The sequence below is a fragment of the Rhodobacter sp. NTK016B genome (assembly GCF_017303295.1).
Lineage (GTDB): Bacteria > Pseudomonadota > Alphaproteobacteria > Rhodobacterales > Rhodobacteraceae > Pararhodobacter.
In genome coordinates this window covers 260,038-277,250 of the sequence record NZ_JAFKOK010000004.1, presented here as the reverse complement: position 1 = coordinate 277,250, position 17,213 = coordinate 260,038, and the positions used below count along the sequence as shown (strand labels likewise).

The following is a 17,213-nucleotide window of genomic DNA, read 5'->3' as shown; positions in this document are numbered from 1 at the left end:
CCGGGCTTTGTCACGCTCTTTGTGGGGTGGCTGCGCCCGCAAGTAAAGGGCGCTGCCGCTTACAGCATACCCATCAGGCGCGGCAAGGCGAGCGAGAGATCGGACCAGAAACTGGTGACCAGCATCACCGGCAGCGCGACAAAGGCGAGGATCATCAGCGCCGGGCGCACCGCTGCCAGAACCGACGCGTCGCAGACCCGGCAGGCCATGAACAGGATCGGCGCCATCGGCGGTGAATTGGCCCCCAGCACGACCGAGGTGGCCACGATCGCCCCGTATTGCACGGGCGAGATCCCCACGGCCTCCATCAGCGGCAGGAACAGCGGCGCGACCACGACCGTGACGGACACGTCGTCCATCAGCGCCCCCGCCGCGATCAGGATCGCGTTGACCATCAGGATCGCCATCAGGGGTGAGCCGGCAAATCCTTGCAGCGCCTCGCCCAGTTCCTGCGGGATGCGCTCGGCCGAGAGGATGCGCGAGATCAGGAACGAGAACATCAGGATCAGGATGATCGTCCCGGTCATTTCGGCGGTGCGCAGCAACGCATCACCCAACCCCCGGGGCGTCAGTTCCCGGTAGACAAAGGCCCCGATAAGCCCGGCCGCGACGGCGGCAACGGCGGCGGCCTCGGTGGGCGTGAAGATGCCACCATAGATACCGCCAAGAATGATCACAGGCAGGCTCAAGGCCGGCAGAGCGACCAGAACCCGGCGGCCGGTCTCGCCTTCGGGTTTGGGGGGCGGCGTGATCTCAGGATGCGCCCGGACATAGAACGCGTTGAACACCATCAGGCCCCCGATCAGCAGCAGCGCCGGACCGATGGTCGCGGCAAAGAGCGTGGCCACCGATTGACGGGTGACGACCGCGAACAGGATCATGGTGATGGACGGCGGGATCAGGATCCCCAGAAGCGACGACACGCCGAGCAGCGCCGCGACATAGCCCTTGGGATAGCCGCGTTCGGCCATCGGACCCGCCATAATCGTCCCCATCGAGGCGACGGCGGCGCTGGCCGTGCCGGCAATCGCACCGAACAGCGCCGAAGACAGGATGATCGCATGCCCCATCCCCGCGCGTCCCCGCGCCACGAGGCCGGTGAAATCGACGATCCGCCGGGCGATGCCCCCCTTCTCCATCAGATATCCGGTCAGGATGAACAAGGGCAGCGCCAGCAGGATCACCGAGTTCAGCGACCGGAAACCCTGCAACATCAGCGTGTTCAGCCCGACATCGTAGATCCAGACAAGGAAGGCGGTGACCGCGGCGAAGGACCAGGCGACAGGAACGCCGATGGCCATCAACACCACCAGCAGGGGAATGGCGAACAAGCCAGTCATACGGTGCCTTTCAGGGCGTTGATCGTGTCGCGCAGTGCGCAAAGGAAGCACCCGACCGAGCCGATCAGGAACGCGGCCTGCGGCACCCAGAGAGGGATGCCATAGGCGGGCGTGTGCTGCGGGCGCACAAGGCCCCACGCGAACATGCGGTAGGTCCAGTAGACGAAGAAGGCCGTGGTAATCAGGCTGACCACGGCGATGGCCAGCCGCTGGACCCGGCGGGCGCCGGGGCTGGTCAGGCGGGAATCCAGCCAGTCGACCCGCAGATGCGAGCCATTGCGCGAGGCCATCACCGCGCCCAGCATGTACATCAGCACCGCTGCCAGCAGGATGATCTCGTAGATGCCGACCACGGCGATCTCGGTGAAGCGGGCGACGACAATGAAAAAGGTCAGCGCCGCCACCGCCAGCGTGGCGAGGATGGCGAGCGCATCAAGCGCGCTCGCCAGGATCTTGCCGACAGAGTTTCGGCGCATCGGCTCAGAACTCGGTCGCGTTGGCGCGGATCACGTCCATGATCTCGGTGCCGACCTGTTCCTCCAGCATCGGCCAGACGGTCTCGCGGACGGCGGTCGCAATCGGGGCCAGTTGTTCGGGCGTCGGGTCGATGTATTCCATTCCCGCCTCGATCGCTTGCTGCACATAGCCTTCGTCAAGACCTTGCGCGTTGGCGAAGCCCTCTTCCATCACCGTGACAGCCGCGTCGCGAATGACGGTCTGCTGCGCCTCGTCCAGCCCTTCCCAAGCTTCGAGGTTCATCGACAGGATGCCGGTCAGGAATTGCTGGCGGGTGCGGTTGTAATAGTCCAGCGTGTCGCGGAAATATTCGTAATCCCAGTAGATGACATTGGCCCCGTCGCCATCGACCACGCCGGTCTGGATCGCGGTAAAGACCTCGCCCCAGTCAATTGTCGCCGTCTGATAGCCCATGGCCTGAATGGTTTCCGCCATCGGGAAGACCGGCGGTACACGAATGCGCAGAGACGAGGCATCCTCGACCGTCAGAGCATAGCTGCCACGGGTGGCGATGCCGTTGAAACCCTCGGGCCATGCACCAAAGAATTCGAGGCCGATATCATTGTAGATATCGCCGAGCATGCCGTTCACCCAGCCGCCCGGGCGGTAGGCTTCCATCGCCTCGTCCCAGCTCGCCACCATGTAGGGCGTGTAGAGAACCGCGATCCGCGGGTCGTAGCTGGTCATCGGCCAGTTCAGCATCAGCTGCACTTCATTCGCGACAAACAGGTCGAAAACCTCTTGCTGGCCGCCCAGTTCGTTCTGGAAGAAGACGTCGACCTCGATATCCCCGTCCGAGTTTTCCTCGATCAGCGATGCCCAGCGTTCGATGGCATCGCCAGCCGCCGACCCTCGTGCGCCCGAGTCCGTGGCCAGTCGCAATGTCACCGATTGCGCCTGCGCAAAGCCCGGTGCCATCGCAAGCCCGACCGCGACGGCCGCGGAAAAGACGGTTTGATATTTCATGGTCGACTCCCTGATGTCACATTCTCGCAATATCGAGACATATGTGTACCTATCTGTCAACGGCATCTTTCATTCTGGGCGCGTCCCGAACAGGCAGCGAAGCTAAGGTTCGCGTCGCCAAAGCCCCCATTTGCCAGAACCGCCGCGCCCCAAGACATTCCCTGAGGGAATGCCAATTCGGAAATTTAGTAGCCTTGTCGCAAGTGACAGGGCTTGCGACCCTAGGCGGGTCTCTCACCGGGACAGGCGCAGCAGCAGGAGCTTCCCGTCATGACAATCGCCCCCCTCCGTCCCGACGAAAGCAAGACCCGCCGCAGACGCCGCAACCGTGAGGCCACCCGCACAGCCGAGCGAACGCCGAACTACCGCCAGCTATGCCACCCCTTCCCCGCACAAGAGATGTTCTCGGCTGATGAAATCAGCGCCATGCACGACACCGCCCTGAGGGTGCTCGAAGAGCTGGGCATGAAGGTCCTGCTGCCCGAGGCGCGCGCCCTCTATGCCTCTGCCGGGGCCAAGGTGGTTGATGATATGGTCCTGATTGGTCGTGAGATCGTCGAGGCCGCCATTGCCTCGGCCCCCAAAAGCTGGACGCTCAGGGCGCCAAACCCGCGTCGCGATCAGCGCTACGAGCAGGGCGCGATGATCTTCATGGCCGGGGCGGGTTGTCCCAATGCCTCGGACCTGGAGCGCGGAAGGCGGCCCGGCTCGATGGCGGATTTCGTCGAGACGCTGAAGCTGTGTCAGGCCTTCGACGTGATCCACATGCTGGGCCCGACGGTCGAGCCGCAGGACATCCCCGTCGCGCTGCGCCACTACGCCACCGTCGAGGCGCAGCTCACCCATTCCGACAAGCCGATGTTCCTGTATTCCCGCGGCCCCGGACAGGTGGCCGAGGGGTTCGAGATGATCCAGACCGCGCTTAACCTGACCGATGACGACTTCGCCCGCGACGTCTGGGTCAGTACGGTCATCAATACCAACTCGCCGCGCCTGCTGGACAACCCGATGGCCAAGGGGCTGATCGACTTCGCCCGCGCGGGCCAGATGTGCATCGTCACGCCGTTCTGCCTTGCCGGGGCCATGGCCCCGATTACCCCCGCCGGCGCCCTTACCCTGCAACATGCCGAGGCCTTGGCCGCGATCACCCTGACCCAGTTGGCCAAGGCAGGCAGCCCGGTCAGCTATGGCGGCTTTTCGTCCAATGTCTACATGAAGAGCGGTGCGCCCGCCTATGGCACGCCCGAACATCTGAAGATGCAGATCGGTGGCGGGCAGCTGGCCCGTCATATCGGCCTGCCATGGCGCACGGCCTCGGGGGCTGCATCGAATGCGCCGGACATGCAGGCTGCGCAGGAAACGACGATGGGGCTCTGGGGTGCCTCGCTCGCGCATGGCACGCTGATCGTCCATTCCGCCGGCTGGCAAGAGGGCGGGCTGACCTTCGGCTACGAGAAATTCATCAACGATATCGAAGTGCTGCAAAGCATGGCCGAGCTGACGCAGCGCCCCTCGGGCTCGGCGGCCGAGATCGGCTTCGACGCCATTGCCGAGGTGCCGCCGGGCGGGCATTTCTTTGCCACGCAGCACACGATGGACCGCTATCAGAGCGCTTTCTACGATCCTCTGGTCGCGGATCTGAACAATTTCGGCAGCTGGACCGAGAGCGGCGCCCAGAATTCGGCCGAACGGGCCACCGGGCTGTGGCAGCAGGTCGTGCGCGACGCGCAGCAGCCGGACGGCGCCGGGGAACGCGTCGCCCGCCTGCAACCGCTGATCGAGGCCGGTCGCGCCCGGGGCGGCGCGCCGATTATGGATTGATGTCCGATCACGCGTGCCGCCTGTTCCGTTAAACCTGCCTGTCCGTGGCCCAGGTTTCGCAGCCTTGTTGCGCCGACGGCAGCGGGCAGATCCTAAAGGAAAGCTCGTCGGCGCCCCGCCCCTCAGCGTCCGTGCCGTCCCGCCGGACCGCTTGCCGCCTTATCCAAGCGGCTGTCCGGTCTCTCTGGCCAGCCCCTGAATCCAGTCCCGCACTTCGGCAGTGCCAGGCTGATGGCCCGCCTGCCGAAGATAGAACGCCCCCGGCGCCTGCAGGATCGGCCCCGGCAAGGCAACCAGCGCCCCCTCGGCGATCAGAGGCCGGTCGCCACTGCACCACGCCAGCAGGGTTCCCTGCCCGCCTAGCGCGGCGGCGAGTGCATCCTCGTATCGGTTGACCGACAGCGACGGGCGCAGATCGACCGCCGACAGGCCCGCCGCCCGCGCCCAGTCGCGCCATGTCAGCCAGCTCTGATCCGGGGCATCATACTGGATCAGGGGCGCGCGCAAGACATCCCCCGCCGTCTGCATCGGGTGCCGCGCCACGAAACCCGAGGTCGCCATGGCGCGGATCTCGGCGGGGAAAAGCGGGCTCCAGTCAGGTCCGAGTTCGGCCGTCGGCCCCTTGAAAATCACGGTGAAATCCGCGCCGGTGACGGTTTCAGGGCTGTCTTGCGCAATGACGCGGATCGCAATGTCCGGATGACTGGCGGCAAAATCCTGCAGACGAGGCATCAGCCACAGCTGCGACAGCCGCACCGACAGCGCGACGGTGATCGGCGCGAAGGGCCGTTGCTGCGCCTCACGCATCGCGCGCGCAATCGATCCCAGCGCCATCGCGGTGGTGTCGAACAACTCACGCCCGGCCTCGGTCAGTTCGACATTGCGGGGGCGACGGTGGAACAGCAGCTGCCCCAATCGCGCCTCCCGCGCACCGATCTGCTTGCTGACCGCCGCCTGCGTGACGCCGAGCTCCTGCGCGGCGCGGGTAAAACTGCCCAGCCGCCCCGCAGCTTCCAGCGCGAAGAGCGGCGCAAGCTGTCCAATCTCGGAGCGCAGCGAACCCATGAAAAGGCGTTACCCGAGGGGTTTTCCCAGCTCAAGCCTTTTCAAGGTGCCGTGCTTCGAAGCCAGTTGCTGCGCGCCCGGTTGCTGAGAAACGCGCAGGAAACCGTTTCGCAGGCCCGGCGCGTTGTGGGCCATCATCCCGCCAGATCCGCCTCATAGCGTTGCCAGCCGTCCTCGATGGCGGGCAGGATTGCCACCAGATCGAAATACGGCGCGGTGAACAAGGGCGTGTCGCGCAGCCGTTCGATGACCCGGTTCAGCGCGCCGGGCGACGGGACGTCCAGCATCCACAGATCCGAGCACATGGCCGAAAAGGCCTCGCAATCGAAGGCGCGAAAGCCGATCCCCGGCTCGACCGGCGCGGCCTCTTGCCCGATACGCCGGCGTTCGGGGCGGCTGAGCGCCAGCCATGCTGGCAAGGCCCGGACGAGGATGAAAACACTCAGCGCGTTATCGGTTGGTTGCAAGGTCATGGGCGGGCCTTTCTTCTTGTCGTTCCCGGTCCCTCAAGATATCCGAGCAATTACTCGACTTTCCTACTCGTATCCCTGCCCCGTCTCGCCATGCCCCAGACGCCTTCTCAAACCCCTGTCGAACCTCGCAAAATCCCGCGTCAGTCCCGTGCGATCGCGACCTGCGCGGCAATCGTCGAAGGCGCGGCTCGCATTCTGGAAGCCTCGGGGCCCGAGGCGCTGAACACCAACGCCATCGCCGAGGTTGCGGGTGTCAGCATTGGCACGCTGTATCAGTACTATCCCGACAAGCAGGCGGTGCTGGTGGCGCTGATCCGGCGCGAGCGGGCGCTGTTACTGGACGAATTGCACGCGATCCCCCACGGCGCTGCACAGGCGCTGGAGGCGATGGTCGCGGCCTCGATCCGCCACCAATTCGCCCGCCCCCGCCTTGCTGCGGTGCTGGAGATCCTTGAGAAATCGCTCAGCCTCGATGCCGAGGCCGCGCGCATGGCCGAAGACATCGCCCGGTTATCGGCCGATCTGCTGGCCACGCGGTTCGGACCGCTTGCGCCCGATGACCGCCTGACCGCCGTGTTGATCGCCCGCGCCATCGTCAATACCGCGGGCGACGGATTGTTACCGCAAGAGCATCTGGCCGAGCGCGTGATCGCGGCGATCAGCGGCTACCTCGACAATGTCAGACGTTAATCCAACCCACTGACATCACGCCAATTCTGCCTGTTTCGCGCTTTGGCGGTTCATGCCCAGAAGCACGACAATCAGCGCCGCGCCCGCCGCTTCGGCCCAGAAAGCGGGCCAGAAGATGCCGATCACGCCGGGGATCAGCGCCAGCCGCATCCAGACCGGCATCGGCCCCCACAGGAAGCCTTCGAGCACGGCGGCAAAGGCCACCAGCGCGATGATCACGATCAGCCCGTTCCACAGCACCAGCGGGATCGGCCCGCCGGTGATGATCGGCTCGTTGAACACCATGAAGAGCGGGATCAGATAAAGGCCCTTGGCGAATTTCCACGCCTGAACGCTGGTCTCCATCGGCTTCGCCCCGGCGATTGCCGCGCCTGCGAAACCGGCCAAAGCCACCGGGGGGGTGACGTTGGAATCCTGTGAATACCAGAAGACCAGCAGGTGGGCGATCAGGATCGGCACGCCGAATTCGTTGCTCAACGCCGGGCCCACGAGGATGATCAGCACGATATAGGCCGCCGTCACCGGCAGGCCGAGGCCGAGGATCAGGCTGGCGATCACCACGAGGAACAGCGCGATCAGCAGATTGCCCTGGCTCAGCGCCAGCATCATGGCCGAGAATTTCAGGCCCAGCCCGGTCAGCCCGACGATGCCGACGATGATCCCGGCCACCGCGCAGGCCACCGACACGGCCACCGCGTTGCGCGCGCCGAGTTCCAGCGCTTTCAGGGTGTTGGCCAGCCCCACCCGGCACATTGCCACGAAATGCGCCCCCGATGCGCCCGAAGCCCCCCAGTTCCACAAGGCCCGGGCCGATGCGGCGGCGACAATCGACAGGACGGCATAGAAGCCCACCCGCATGGGCGAATATCCGACGATCAGCAGCGCCACCAAGGCGGCAAGCGGCAACAGGAAATGCCAGCCCTCGGCCAGCACCTTGCGTGTCAGCGGCAGCTCGGCTGCCGTCATGCCCTTCATCCCCTGTTTCACGGCGGCGATATGCACCAGCAGGTAGATCACGCCGAAATACAAAACCGCCGGAAAGATCGAGATCAGCACGATCTCGATATAGGGGACCTGGGTGAATTCGCTCATCAGGAAGGCGCCCGCACCCATGAGCGGCGGCATGATCTGCCCCCCGGTCGAGGCCGCGGCTTCGATCCCCCCGGCCTGAGCGGGCCGGTACCCCAGCCGTTTCATCAAAGGAATCGTGAACGCCCCGGTTGTCACCACATTGGCGATTGCCGAGCCCGAGATCGAGCCCATCCCTGCCGAGGCAAGCACCGCCGCCTTGGCCGGGCCGCCGCGCTGACGACCGGTCGTGGCATAGGCCAGATCAATGAAGAACTTGCCCGCCCCGGTCACTTCCAGCACCGCGCCGAACAGCACGAAGACGAAGATGAAGGTCGCGGCGACGCCCAGCGGCACGCCAAAGATCCCCTCGGCCCCCAGCGTCATCTGGCTTGCGACGCGCTCGAACGTGTAGCCGCGATGGTTCAGGATGCCGGGCATCCAGTCCGACAGCCATGGCAGCTCGCCCCGATTGCCCGCGAACGCATAGAGCAGGAACACCGCAGCAATGAGCGTCATGGCCAGACCGACCGCCCGCCGCGCCGCCTCGAGCACCAGAACAACGGTGATCCAGCTGACGATCACGTCCATCTCGCGCGGGAAGATCGCGTTGGCGATGGCGTCGATATTGGCGGGCACCCAATAGCCCACCAGCACCCCGCCCGCGATCAGCGGCCCGTCGATCAGCCATCCCAGAATGCCGCGTTTGCGATCCGGCCCCCAGACCGGGTAGATCAGGAAACACAGAACCAGAATGAAGCCCAGATGGATCGGCCGCAGGAAGAAAAGCCCGGTGCGAAACAGCTCGAAGGGCAGGAAATCCGAGGTCTGGAACCCGCCTGCGACGCCCATCTGATAGATCGACAGCACCACGCCGACGATGGCGATCAGCTTGAGCACGAAAGCGGGCTGCGCGGCCTTGGGGGCTGCGGGATCGGGCATGGTCTCGTCGTCGCGGGATGCGGGCTGATCCATCACTCTGTCTCCGGTAAAAGCGCGATCAAAACGCGGGCATGTTCGGCCAGCGTGCTGAGGGGTATCTCGCCGCTGGCGGCGCGCAGTCGGTGGTTCACGGGCCCGGCGCCGGGGCGCAGGACATAGGCGTTACCGGGCACCGGCTCGTCGATATCCTCGATCCAATAGCCGCCCTGCCCATCGGAAACCTGCCGCCCGCGACCGGGAATATGTCCCAGCCCGGCGCCAAAATCGGGCAGGTGCGAGCGGACGAGGACCATCGCCCCGTCACGATTTTCATAAATGTCTTCAACTTCGTAGCCGTCGACCGAATGGTTCCAGACGACACTCCAGCGCGCGCCGTTCTCGATTGTCAGACAACCGAGCCGCGCCTGATCTTCAAGCCGCGTGGCACACAGGCTTTCGCCCTGCGCCACGCTCGCCAATGTCAAAAGAGCGGCGCCAGCAAGGCCAGCGCCGCCAATGCGTGAAACGATCACGACAGACGGCTCACGGACGCATACGGTCCGGAACCTCGGCGCCCGTTTCCTCGTAATAGCGGATCGCACCCGGATGCAGCGGAACCGGTGTGGCGTCGAGCGTGAACTCGATCGTGGTCTGGTTCGCTGCCGGGTGAACGGCCTGCAGATCGGCGATGTTCTCGAACATGGCCTTGGTGATCTCATAGGCCAGATCCTCGTCCATCGCGGACGAGACGGTCAGCACATTGGGCACGCCCACGACCGCCACGTCGCCATCGACGCCCGAATAGGTGCCGCCCGCCAGCGTCGTGCGCGCGAAGATCGGGTTGGCTTCGATCGCCGCGTCCATTTCCTCGGGCGACAATTCGATCACATGGATCGACTGAGTGGTCGCAAGGTTCAGGATCGACGAGGTGGGTGCGCCCACCGACCAGAAGCCCGCATCGATATCGCCATTGGCCAGCGCATCGGCGGTTTCGTTGAAGTTCAGGCGCTGTTCCTCGATATCGTCATAGGTGATGCCGTTGGCTTCGAGGATCTGCAGCGCGTTGACCTCGGTGCCCGAACCCGGCGCGCCGACCGACACGCGATGCCCGGCCAGATCGGCCAGCGACTCGATGCCCGAACCTTCCAGCGTCACGATCTGCACCATATTCGCATAGAGCGAGGCGAGCCCGCGCACCATTTCCAGCTGCTGACCTTCGAACCGCCCGGTTCCGGTCTGCGCCTGCGCGACCGTATCGGCCAGCGCGATAGCCAGATCGGCATCGCCGGTGGCGATCAGGCCCATATTCTCGACCGAGGCGCCGGTCACTTCGGCGGTCGCCGAATAGCCGTCGATATGGGTGTTGATGATCTCGGCCAGACCGCCGCCCATCGGGTAATAGACCCCGCCGGTACCGCCGGTTGCGATCGAAAGCTGCATCTGCGCGGCGGCCGGAGCAGCAGCGGCGATGGCAAGTGCGGCGACGCCGAAGTGAAGAGTATGCTTCATTGGTTTTTACCTCCCTTTTATGTGCCCCATAGAAAGAGCCAAGGGGCGATATGACAAGCCGTTCATTGCGAAACGCGACAGAAAAATTCCGCCACGCGAATTGTCTGACTTTCAGGCAACGGGTTTTGCGGCCTTTCACAGCCCGCCCCGACGCGCCATGATGCGCCCGACTGACCGGCCACAAGGACTTGCCATGATCGACCAGCCCGAAACGCTTCTGCGCCGCCTCTTCGACCGCGCGGTCGAGGTCGCCGACCCGATGCGCACGCTGGCCGAGGCCCTGCCGCCCAAGCCTGAGGGCCGCATCGTCGTGGTCGGCGCCGGCAAGGCCAGCGCCCGCATGGCCGAAGCGGTCGAGGCCGCATGGGGCCCTTGCGAGGGGTTGGTCATCACCCGCTACGGCTATGCAAGGCCCTGTCAGGGCATCGAAATTGTCGAAGCGGCGCATCCCGTTCCCGATCAGGCTGGTGCCGACGCCACCGCCCGGATGCTCACCCTGCTCGACGGGCTGAGTGAGGACGATTTCGTTCTCGCGCTCATTTCCGGCGGCGCCTCGGCGCTGCTGATTTCCCCCTGTGACGGGATCAGCCTTGAGGACAAGAAGGCCGTGAACAGTGCGCTCCTCGCCTCGGGGGCGCCAATCGGCAAGATGAATATCGTGCGCAAACATCTGAGCCGGGTGAAGGGCGGACAGCTTGCCGCCGCCGCCTATCCCGCGCGGATGCTGGCGCTGATGATCTCGGACGTGCCGGGCGACGATCCGGCTTTTATCGGCTCAGGGCCCACCGTGGGCGATCCGTCGACCGTCGCGGATGTCCGCGCGGTGATCGAGCGTTGGCAGATAGACCTGCCCGCCCCGGTCCGGGCCGCGCTTGAACGTCCGACCGGCGTCATTCCCCCCGGGGACCCCCGGCTGTCGCGAGTCGAGAACGTGATCTACGCGGCCCCCGCGCAATCCCTCGCCGCCGCTGCCGAGCTGGCGCGGGCCGACGGGATCGCGACCGAAATCCTTGGCGACGCGCTCGAAGGCGAAGCGCGCGACGTCGCCGTGGAGATGGCGCATCAGGCGCTCGAGATGCAGAAGACGCTCGCCCCCGGTGACGCGCCGCGCCTGCTGCTGTCGGGGGGCGAGCTGACCGTGACCCGGCGCGGTGACGGTTCGGGCGGGCCCAATGCGGAATTCTGCCTTGCCTTGGCGCTCGCGCTCGACGGCGCGCCGGGCATCCACGCCATTGCCTGCGATACGGACGGCGTCGACGGCGCTGCGGAAGTGGCGGGCGCGCTGATCGGTCCCGATACGCTGGACGGCCACCGCGAGGAGGCCGAGCAGGCCCTCGCCACCAATGACGCGCACGGCTTCTTCGGGAGGATCGGCGCGCAGGTCGTGACGGGTCCGACCCTGACGAATGTCAATGATTTCCGGGCGATATTGATCGAACCTAAGGCTTGATGAGGCCCCGCGCGCGGGCCTTCGCGCAGGCTCAGTGATAGTTGATGCGCCGCCTGTGAGGGCCATGTTACCCTTCGGGCCTTCATCCAGCCCTTTGATCAAACCGGATAGCCTTCATGCCGCTTATCACCCGTCGACACGTCCTCGCCGCCGCCGCGACCCTGCCGCTCGTCCGGATGGCCCATGCCTCGACCGGGTCCGAACTGGGCGAAGTCCTCGCGGTCTCGGGCGACGGGATGCTGCAACGCGGGGCCGAAGAGATGGCGCTCGAAACTGGTGCCGCGCTGATGAACGGCGATACCGCGCGCACCGGCGAGGACGGGCTTGCGCTCCTCTATCTCAACCGTGACACGCGCATCAATCTAGGGGTTAACAGCCAGATTGAACTGGCAAATTTTCTGTCCGAGGTCGGCGGCGTCATTCAGGTCGGCGGCGCGATGGTCTTCGACCGGCCCGACGACATGCCGCCGCTCGATCTGCGCGTTGTGACGGCGTTCGGCGAGATCGGCGTGCGCGGCACGCGGTTCTTCGTCGGTCCCTCGTCGGGCGATTACGCCGTCTTCGTCCAGCGCGGTACTGTGACGGTCAGCAATGCCGACACCACCCGCACGCTCAACGCGGGCGATGGCTGCGTACTCGCGGAAGGAGCCGAGCCGGGCGTGGTGACGCAATGGTCCTCGCCACGCATCGACGCGGCCTTTGCCAGCCTTGGCGTCACCCCCACCGGCGAGCCGCTCGAAGACACCCCCGACAGCGAATGAAACCTGCGCCCTGTCAGGGCTTTACGGCTTCCTCTTGATCCTGCACCATCACGGCGCGGCAAAGGGGAATCGTCATGCGCAACCGGGGCTTCTGGAAATCCTTCGAGATGTTCGAAAGCCTGCCCGGCGAGGCGCTCGATGCCGTGGCCGACGCCGCACGTGCGCGGTCATGGGCCCCCGGCGAAGTTCTGTTCCAACGTGGCGATCCGGGCGACTGGCTGGTCGCGATCGAAGACGGCCGCATCCGCGTTTCGCTGGTCACGCAAGCCGGCAAAGAGCTTGTGCTGCGTCACGCGGAAGCGGGGGAAATGCTTGGAGAGATTGCGCTTTTCGACCGTCAGCCCCGCTCTGCCGATGCCACCGCCGTCGGTCACGTCAGCGGCTTTGTCCTGTCGCGGCGCGATTTCGACCGGCTGGCCGCGCGCGACACGGCGTTCTACGAGGCCGCGCTGACCCGCGTTTCGACCATGCTGCGCGCGACCACGCTGCAGCTTGAATCTATCGCCCTTTACCAACTTCGCGCGCGTGTTGCGCGGTTCCTGCTGATCACCCTCGAGCAACTTCACGGCGCCGACATTCCCGAGGGCGCAGGCCTGTCGCTGGGCCTGTCGCAAGGCGAACTTGCCGCCGTTCTGGGCGCAACACGGCCCAAGGTGAACAAGGTTCTGCAGGATTTCCGCGACGAGGGCCTGCTTGCCGAAGAGGCGGGCGCATGGCGCTGCGATATCAGCGGCTTAAGGCTTGAAGCGGGGGGCGAAGGCTGACATGCCACGCCACCCACTCGCCGCCATCGTCGTGCTGGCGCTATGCCTGATCGCGGCGGCGCTGCTCTGGTGGCGGCCCCCGGCCATCGCCGGCTGGCAAGATCGCGCGCTCGACATGCTGGTCAGGCTGGATGCGCCACCCGAAAACCAAGCCGTGAGCGTCATCGACATTCCCCGCACCGACGATACCGGCGTGGCATGGTCGCGCGCGGCGTCGGCCAGGCTGGCCGCAAGGCTTGCCGAAAGCCAGCCGCAAGTGATCGGCTGGGACGTGGTTTTCGCAGGAAATTGCGAGGCTTCTGCCGAGAACTTCGCCCTCGCCGCCAGCTTTTCGCGCGCACCCAATGTGCTGGGCGTCCTGCTCTCGGTCAGCGGCACCAGCCTGCCGGGCGCGCCGGCGGCGATGGGGATGACGCAGGACGCAGCCACGCATCTGTGGGCGGCACCGGGGGCCGAGTCCCCGTGCGCGGGGTTCCTGTCCGATAGTGTGACGCTTACCAGCCTGTCGCTGCCCGGCGACGCCGAGGCGCGCGTGCGTCTCGGGCCGGTGGCGGTGCGGATCGGCGACAGCGCCGTGCCGTCGCTGCCACTGGAGCTCGCCCGCCGTGCGCTCGGCGTCTCGGCCCCGGTGATCGCCCGGACCGAGGACGGGCTGCGGCTGATGATGGGCGCGCTTTCTGTCCCGCTCGACGATCTGGCAAGCCTGCGGCTGCGCCCCCGGGACGCCGCCGAGCGCGCGGCACGCACGCTGGATGCCGCAGCGATCTTGTCCGGCGAAGCCATTGTTGCCGAAGGTCAAATCCTGATCGTCGGCTCGTCCGTTCCGCAGCGGGGCGGGTTGCGACCGACCTCGGCCGGGCCGCTTTACCCATCGGTCCAGATCGCCGCCGATCTGACCACCGATCTTCTGGCCGACGCCGTGCCGTGGCGGCCCGGCAACGCGGCCGTGATCGAAGCTGGCGCGCTGACGCTGGCGGGTGGGATTCTGGCGCTGGCGCTGCCCGGCCTCGCGCCGCTTTGGGGGGCCGCGCTGACGCTTGGCCTTGGCGCGGTGCTGTCGGGCGGCGCTGTTGCGGCGTATTTGCTGGACGGACGGCTCTATGATCCGATGCTGCCCGCGTTGGCGGTGGTGGCCGCCGCGACGGTGGCGCTGATCGCGCAGGCCGCGCTGACCGCCCGTGCCGAGCGCGCGCTGCGCCAGCGCATGGGACAGATCTTGCCGCCGGTGGTCGTGTCGCGGTTGGCCGAGCGTCCCAACCTTCTCAGGCTTAGCGGAGAACGCCGTGAAATCACCGCGTTTTTCACCGATCTAGAAGGCTTCACCGCTGCCACGCGCAGCCGTGACCCCGAAGAGCTGATCGCCGCGCTCGACCGTTACTTCGATACCGTTTGCGCGGTGATCCTGCGGCATGGGGGAATGGTCGACAAGATCGTCGGCGACGCTGTCCACGCGCTGTTCAACGCACCGCTGGATCAGCCCGGCCATGTCGATCACGCGCTTGAGGCCGCGCAGGAAATCATAAGGGAAACCGATAGCCTGCGCGAGGTTCTTCAGTTCGGGCGCACGCGGATCGGGATCGAGAGCGGCGAGGCGGTGCTGGGCGATGTCGGGACGGCGTCGCGCATCGATTACACCGCGCATGGTGCCTGCGTGAACCTTGCCGCACGGTTGGAACAGGCTGGCAAAACGCTGGGCCCGGCGGTGGTTATCGGTCCGGGTGCGGCGGCACTGTCCCGTGCCTCCCTGCGCCCGCTCGGTCGGCACGAAATGCGCGGCTTCGGGCCGCTCGACCTCTTCACCTTGGGGGACGGTTGATCCTGTTCCCTGCGGAACCGCGCGGATCGGACCGGGTCCTTATGACGGTATTCCCGGTCCAAGTGCCGGGTACCGTAACTCTTTGCAAAGGACTGACACCTATGATCCGCAATACTCTTATCGCCGCAACCCTGGCCCTGCTGCCCGTCGCCGCTTCGGCGACCGAGGGCTGGACGACCGCCGGCGTCAATTTCCGGGAAGGGCCCTCGACCCAATACACGGTCATCACCGCCCTGCCGCGCTGTGCGGTGATCGAAACCTATGAATGGCAGAACGGCTGGGTCCGCGCCGCGTGGCAGGGCCATAATGGCTGGCTGTCGGGCCGCTACGTCGCGGACAACAATGCGCATTGTGGCTCTGGTTACCACGCGGCGCCGAGCGGCGGTCATTCGGGCGGGCAAAGCGGGTATTGATCCGACCCTGACACGGCATGAACGGGCCCCCTTTGCGGGGCCCGTTTCGCATTTGCCCTGTTCCCTGCGGAACCGCATGCCCTCTGCCGATGCGCCATAACGGGGTCATCGCAACGCACACCCACAGGAGACGACCATGTTCCGCACCACCCTCATCGCCCTCGCCGCCACCGCCACGCTGGCCCCTGTCGCCGCAAGCGCCACGGATTACAGCTATCAGAACCGCTACAATCCCGGCGCGACGGTGCCGCAGCACCAGACCTACGGCGAGCGCTATGACGCCGCGCCCGAAGGCGAGATCGGCACGGCGGTCAGCACCCGCTGCCGGATCGTGCGTGGGCGCTGGGGGTGGCGCGAGGTCTGCCACATTGTCGAAACGCCGGGCGGCCACGGCATCATCTGGCGCAACAGTCGCCGCTGAGCGCGCCCCGATCCCGGACACGACCGAAACGGACCCGCGAGGGTCCGTTTTTTTGTGCGTTTTCGTCAGAGCCGCGCGCCCCTGTTCCCCCGGGAACCGCGCATGGCGGGGAATCGCGGCAGAGTGAAGACATCGAGACACACAGCAACCCGCGAAAACCCGAAAGGACCGACCCGATGATCCGCAACGCCATCTTCACCGTCACCGCCGCCGCTACCCTGATCAACGCCCTGCCCGTTCATGCCAGCGATTACGGCACCCCGGTCGAGCCCTGGCCGACCCACAGCCAGCCGGGTGTCTATTCCTATCCGGTCGACCGCCCGGTCCAGCCGCAGCATCCGCAGCGCCCGCGCCACAACACCCAGACCAATGCCGAGATCGCTGTGGGCGCCGCCGTCGTGGGCCTTGCCATCGGCCTGCTGCTGTCGCGCCGCTGATCTTTCCAAGCCCATCGAAAGGACCCCGTCATGTTCCGCAAGATCCTGCTCGCCGCCCCTATCGCCCTCGCTGCTTCGGCTGCCCTTGCCGATAGTGCGCTCGTCACCTCAACCAGCCCGCTCTTTGCCCGCCCCAATCCCAACAGCGCTATGACCGGCGCGGTGCGCGCCTGCGGACAAGTCGAGGTTCTGCGCATCCGCCGCGGGTATGCGCTGGTCGAATACGAAACGGTGCGCGGATGGTATCCGGTCGACCGCCTGCGCCCGGTGCGGGCAGGCTGCCACAGCAATCTGCGCTACCGACCGCAGCGGGACGACAATACCCGCGAGGTCATCGGCGCGCTGGCGCTGGGGGCGATCGCGCTGGGGGTTCTGTCGAACTTCTGATCCGCCAAAGCCACAGACACAGGCCCGCCAATCGGGCACAATCCCTGCACTCATGCCAAGTTTTTCACAGCCTTCATGGAGATTTCCGATGTTCAAGACCGCCCTTGCCGCCGCAACCCTCGCCCTTCTCGCCCCCGCTGCCGCGTCTGCCGTGACGTTTTACGTGGTCACCCCCGGCATCGCGCAGGCGCAGCCCACCGTGAACAGCGAACAGCTTTATCGCTTCAACGCCTGCATGCAGATCGAAGCCTATCAGATGGTGGATGGCTGGCTGCTGGTCGAGCTTGAAGGCGGCAATGCGTGGTATCCCGGCATCTGGGTCTCGACCGAGACCAATCATTGCCCGAACGGCACCCACTGACCCCGGCACGACAAGAAAAGGCCCGGCATCTCTG

The 17,213-nt window shown here is 65.9% G+C and carries 19 protein-coding genes; 11 read left to right on the top strand and 8 right to left on the bottom strand.

Translation table 11 applies throughout. The features are described from left to right. Positions 1-59: 59 nt before the first annotated feature. From JI664_RS07500 to dctP, 3 genes are read right to left on the bottom strand one after another with little or no spacing between them, the layout of a single operon-like run. Positions 60-1,340: a TRAP transporter large permease gene (locus JI664_RS07500; protein ID WP_207013104.1), complete on the bottom strand. Its 1,281-nt coding sequence runs from the start codon at positions 1,338-1,340 to the stop codon at positions 60-62. Continuing rightward, complete coding sequence (locus tag JI664_RS07495; RefSeq protein WP_207013103.1) at positions 1,337-1,816, bottom strand: TRAP transporter small permease; 480 nt, start codon at positions 1,814-1,816, stop codon at positions 1,337-1,339. Before JI664_RS07495 ends, JI664_RS07500 begins: the two co-directional genes overlap by 4 nt. 4 nt (positions 1,817-1,820) lie before the next feature. After that, a complete protein-coding gene (dctP, locus tag JI664_RS07490; RefSeq protein ID WP_207013102.1) occupies positions 1,821-2,822 on the bottom strand; it encodes a TRAP transporter substrate-binding protein DctP in 1,002 nt (333 codons plus the stop codon). Positions 2,823-3,092: 270 nt separating this feature from the next. Here dctP and JI664_RS07485 point away from each other — a divergent pair, with 270 nt between their 5' ends. After that, a complete protein-coding gene (locus tag JI664_RS07485; RefSeq protein ID WP_207013101.1) occupies positions 3,093-4,643 on the top strand; it encodes a trimethylamine methyltransferase family protein in 1,551 nt (516 codons plus the stop codon). Between the two features lie 159 nt (positions 4,644-4,802). Here JI664_RS07485 and JI664_RS07480 read toward each other — a convergent pair whose 3' ends face one another. Further along, positions 4,803-5,708, bottom strand: coding sequence for a LysR substrate-binding domain-containing protein (locus tag JI664_RS07480; RefSeq protein ID WP_207013100.1), 906 nt, complete (start codon positions 5,706-5,708; stop codon positions 4,803-4,805). 134 nt (positions 5,709-5,842) lie between these two features. Next, positions 5,843-6,181 (bottom strand): darcynin family protein, encoded by a 339-nt coding sequence (locus JI664_RS07475; protein ID WP_207013099.1) that lies wholly within the window; start codon positions 6,179-6,181, stop codon positions 5,843-5,845. Positions 6,182-6,271: 90 nt separating this feature from the next. Here JI664_RS07475 and JI664_RS07470 point away from each other — a divergent pair, with 90 nt between their 5' ends. Beyond that, entirely contained in the window at positions 6,272-6,871 is a 600-nt protein-coding gene (locus JI664_RS07470) for a TetR/AcrR family transcriptional regulator (protein ID WP_207013098.1), read from the top strand. Positions 6,872-6,886: 15 nt separating this feature from the next. Here JI664_RS07470 and JI664_RS07465 read toward each other — a convergent pair whose 3' ends face one another. Genes JI664_RS07465 through JI664_RS07455 form a run of 3 tightly spaced genes read right to left on the bottom strand, consistent with a single transcriptional unit; the run spans position 6,887 to position 10,369 of the window. Then, on the bottom strand, positions 6,887-8,914 hold the full coding sequence (locus JI664_RS07465) for a TRAP transporter permease (protein ID WP_286173929.1): 2,028 nt from the start codon (positions 8,912-8,914) through the stop codon (positions 6,887-6,889). Beyond that, entirely contained in the window at positions 8,914-9,393 is a 480-nt protein-coding gene (locus JI664_RS07460) for a DUF1850 domain-containing protein (protein WP_349768695.1), read from the bottom strand. The genes JI664_RS07465 and JI664_RS07460 overlap by 1 nt, the downstream gene beginning before the upstream one ends. Positions 9,394-9,403: 10 nt before the next feature. After that, positions 9,404-10,369 (bottom strand): TAXI family TRAP transporter solute-binding subunit, encoded by a 966-nt coding sequence (locus tag JI664_RS07455; RefSeq protein ID WP_207013097.1) that lies wholly within the window; start codon positions 10,367-10,369, stop codon positions 9,404-9,406. 193 nt (positions 10,370-10,562) lie between these two features. Between JI664_RS07455 and JI664_RS07450 the strand changes: the two genes are divergently transcribed. From JI664_RS07450 to JI664_RS07410, 9 genes are all read left to right on the top strand, one after another. Beyond that, the gene (locus tag JI664_RS07450) at positions 10,563-11,819 is read left to right on the top strand and encodes a glycerate kinase type-2 family protein (protein ID WP_207013096.1); all 1,257 of its coding nucleotides are present in this window, start codon (positions 10,563-10,565) and stop codon (positions 11,817-11,819) included. Positions 11,820-11,935: 116 nt separating this feature from the next. Next, positions 11,936-12,580 carry a FecR family protein gene (locus tag JI664_RS07445; RefSeq protein ID WP_207013095.1) on the top strand — a complete coding sequence of 215 codons (645 nt, stop codon included), beginning with the start codon at positions 11,936-11,938 and terminating at the stop codon, positions 12,578-12,580. Positions 12,581-12,654: 74 nt separating this feature from the next. Next, positions 12,655-13,344, top strand: coding sequence for a Crp/Fnr family transcriptional regulator (locus JI664_RS07440; RefSeq protein ID WP_207013094.1), 690 nt, complete (start codon positions 12,655-12,657; stop codon positions 13,342-13,344). Position 13,345: 1 nt separating this feature from the next. After that, positions 13,346-15,160: an adenylate/guanylate cyclase domain-containing protein gene (locus JI664_RS07435; RefSeq protein ID WP_207013093.1), complete on the top strand. Its 1,815-nt coding sequence runs from the start codon at positions 13,346-13,348 to the stop codon at positions 15,158-15,160. 101 nt (positions 15,161-15,261) lie between these two features. Beyond that, on the top strand, positions 15,262-15,573 hold the full coding sequence (locus tag JI664_RS07430; RefSeq protein WP_207013092.1) for an SH3 domain-containing protein: 312 nt from the start codon (positions 15,262-15,264) through the stop codon (positions 15,571-15,573). 136 nt (positions 15,574-15,709) lie between these two features. After that, the gene (locus JI664_RS07425) at positions 15,710-15,994 is read left to right on the top strand and encodes a hypothetical protein (protein ID WP_207013091.1); all 285 of its coding nucleotides are present in this window, start codon (positions 15,710-15,712) and stop codon (positions 15,992-15,994) included. Between the two features lie 176 nt (positions 15,995-16,170). After that, positions 16,171-16,431: a hypothetical protein gene (locus tag JI664_RS07420; RefSeq protein ID WP_207013090.1), complete on the top strand. Its 261-nt coding sequence runs from the start codon at positions 16,171-16,173 to the stop codon at positions 16,429-16,431. A gap of 30 nt (positions 16,432-16,461) precedes the next feature. Next, entirely contained in the window at positions 16,462-16,818 is a 357-nt protein-coding gene (locus JI664_RS07415; RefSeq protein ID WP_207013089.1) for a hypothetical protein, read from the top strand. 88 nt (positions 16,819-16,906) lie between these two features. Next, positions 16,907-17,179 (top strand): hypothetical protein, encoded by a 273-nt coding sequence (locus JI664_RS07410; RefSeq protein WP_207013088.1) that lies wholly within the window; start codon positions 16,907-16,909, stop codon positions 17,177-17,179. Positions 17,180-17,213: the final 34 nt, after the last annotated feature.

Coding starts and splice junctions, on each gene's coding strand:
- JI664_RS07485 (WP_207013101.1), top strand. CDS start 3,093: ATGACAATCGCCCCCCTCCGTCCCGACGAAAGCAAGACCCGCCGCAGA.
- JI664_RS07450 (WP_207013096.1), top strand. CDS start 10,563: ATGATCGACCAGCCCGAAACGCTTCTGCGCCGCCTCTTCGACCGCGCG.
- JI664_RS07500 (WP_207013104.1), bottom strand. CDS start 1,340: ATGACTGGCTTGTTCGCCATTCCCCTGCTGGTGGTGTTGATGGCCATC.
- JI664_RS07415 (WP_207013089.1), top strand. CDS start 16,462: ATGTTCCGCAAGATCCTGCTCGCCGCCCCTATCGCCCTCGCTGCTTCG.
- JI664_RS07475 (WP_207013099.1), bottom strand. CDS start 6,181: ATGACCTTGCAACCAACCGATAACGCGCTGAGTGTTTTCATCCTCGTC.
- JI664_RS07410 (WP_207013088.1), top strand. CDS start 16,907: ATGTTCAAGACCGCCCTTGCCGCCGCAACCCTCGCCCTTCTCGCCCCC.
- dctP (WP_207013102.1), bottom strand. CDS start 2,822: ATGAAATATCAAACCGTCTTTTCCGCGGCCGTCGCGGTCGGGCTTGCG.
- JI664_RS07465 (WP_286173929.1), bottom strand. CDS start 8,914: ATGGATCAGCCCGCATCCCGCGACGACGAGACCATGCCCGATCCCGCA.
- JI664_RS07440 (WP_207013094.1), top strand. CDS start 12,655: ATGCGCAACCGGGGCTTCTGGAAATCCTTCGAGATGTTCGAAAGCCTG.
- JI664_RS07430 (WP_207013092.1), top strand. CDS start 15,262: ATGATCCGCAATACTCTTATCGCCGCAACCCTGGCCCTGCTGCCCGTC.
- JI664_RS07435 (WP_207013093.1), top strand. CDS start 13,346: ATGCCACGCCACCCACTCGCCGCCATCGTCGTGCTGGCGCTATGCCTG.
- JI664_RS07495 (WP_207013103.1), bottom strand. CDS start 1,816: ATGCGCCGAAACTCTGTCGGCAAGATCCTGGCGAGCGCGCTTGATGCG.
- JI664_RS07470 (WP_207013098.1), top strand. CDS start 6,272: ATGCCCCAGACGCCTTCTCAAACCCCTGTCGAACCTCGCAAAATCCCG.
- JI664_RS07480 (WP_207013100.1), bottom strand. CDS start 5,708: ATGGGTTCGCTGCGCTCCGAGATTGGACAGCTTGCGCCGCTCTTCGCG.
- JI664_RS07455 (WP_207013097.1), bottom strand. CDS start 10,369: ATGAAGCATACTCTTCACTTCGGCGTCGCCGCACTTGCCATCGCCGCT.
- JI664_RS07425 (WP_207013091.1), top strand. CDS start 15,710: ATGTTCCGCACCACCCTCATCGCCCTCGCCGCCACCGCCACGCTGGCC.
- JI664_RS07445 (WP_207013095.1), top strand. CDS start 11,936: ATGCCGCTTATCACCCGTCGACACGTCCTCGCCGCCGCCGCGACCCTG.
- JI664_RS07420 (WP_207013090.1), top strand. CDS start 16,171: ATGATCCGCAACGCCATCTTCACCGTCACCGCCGCCGCTACCCTGATC.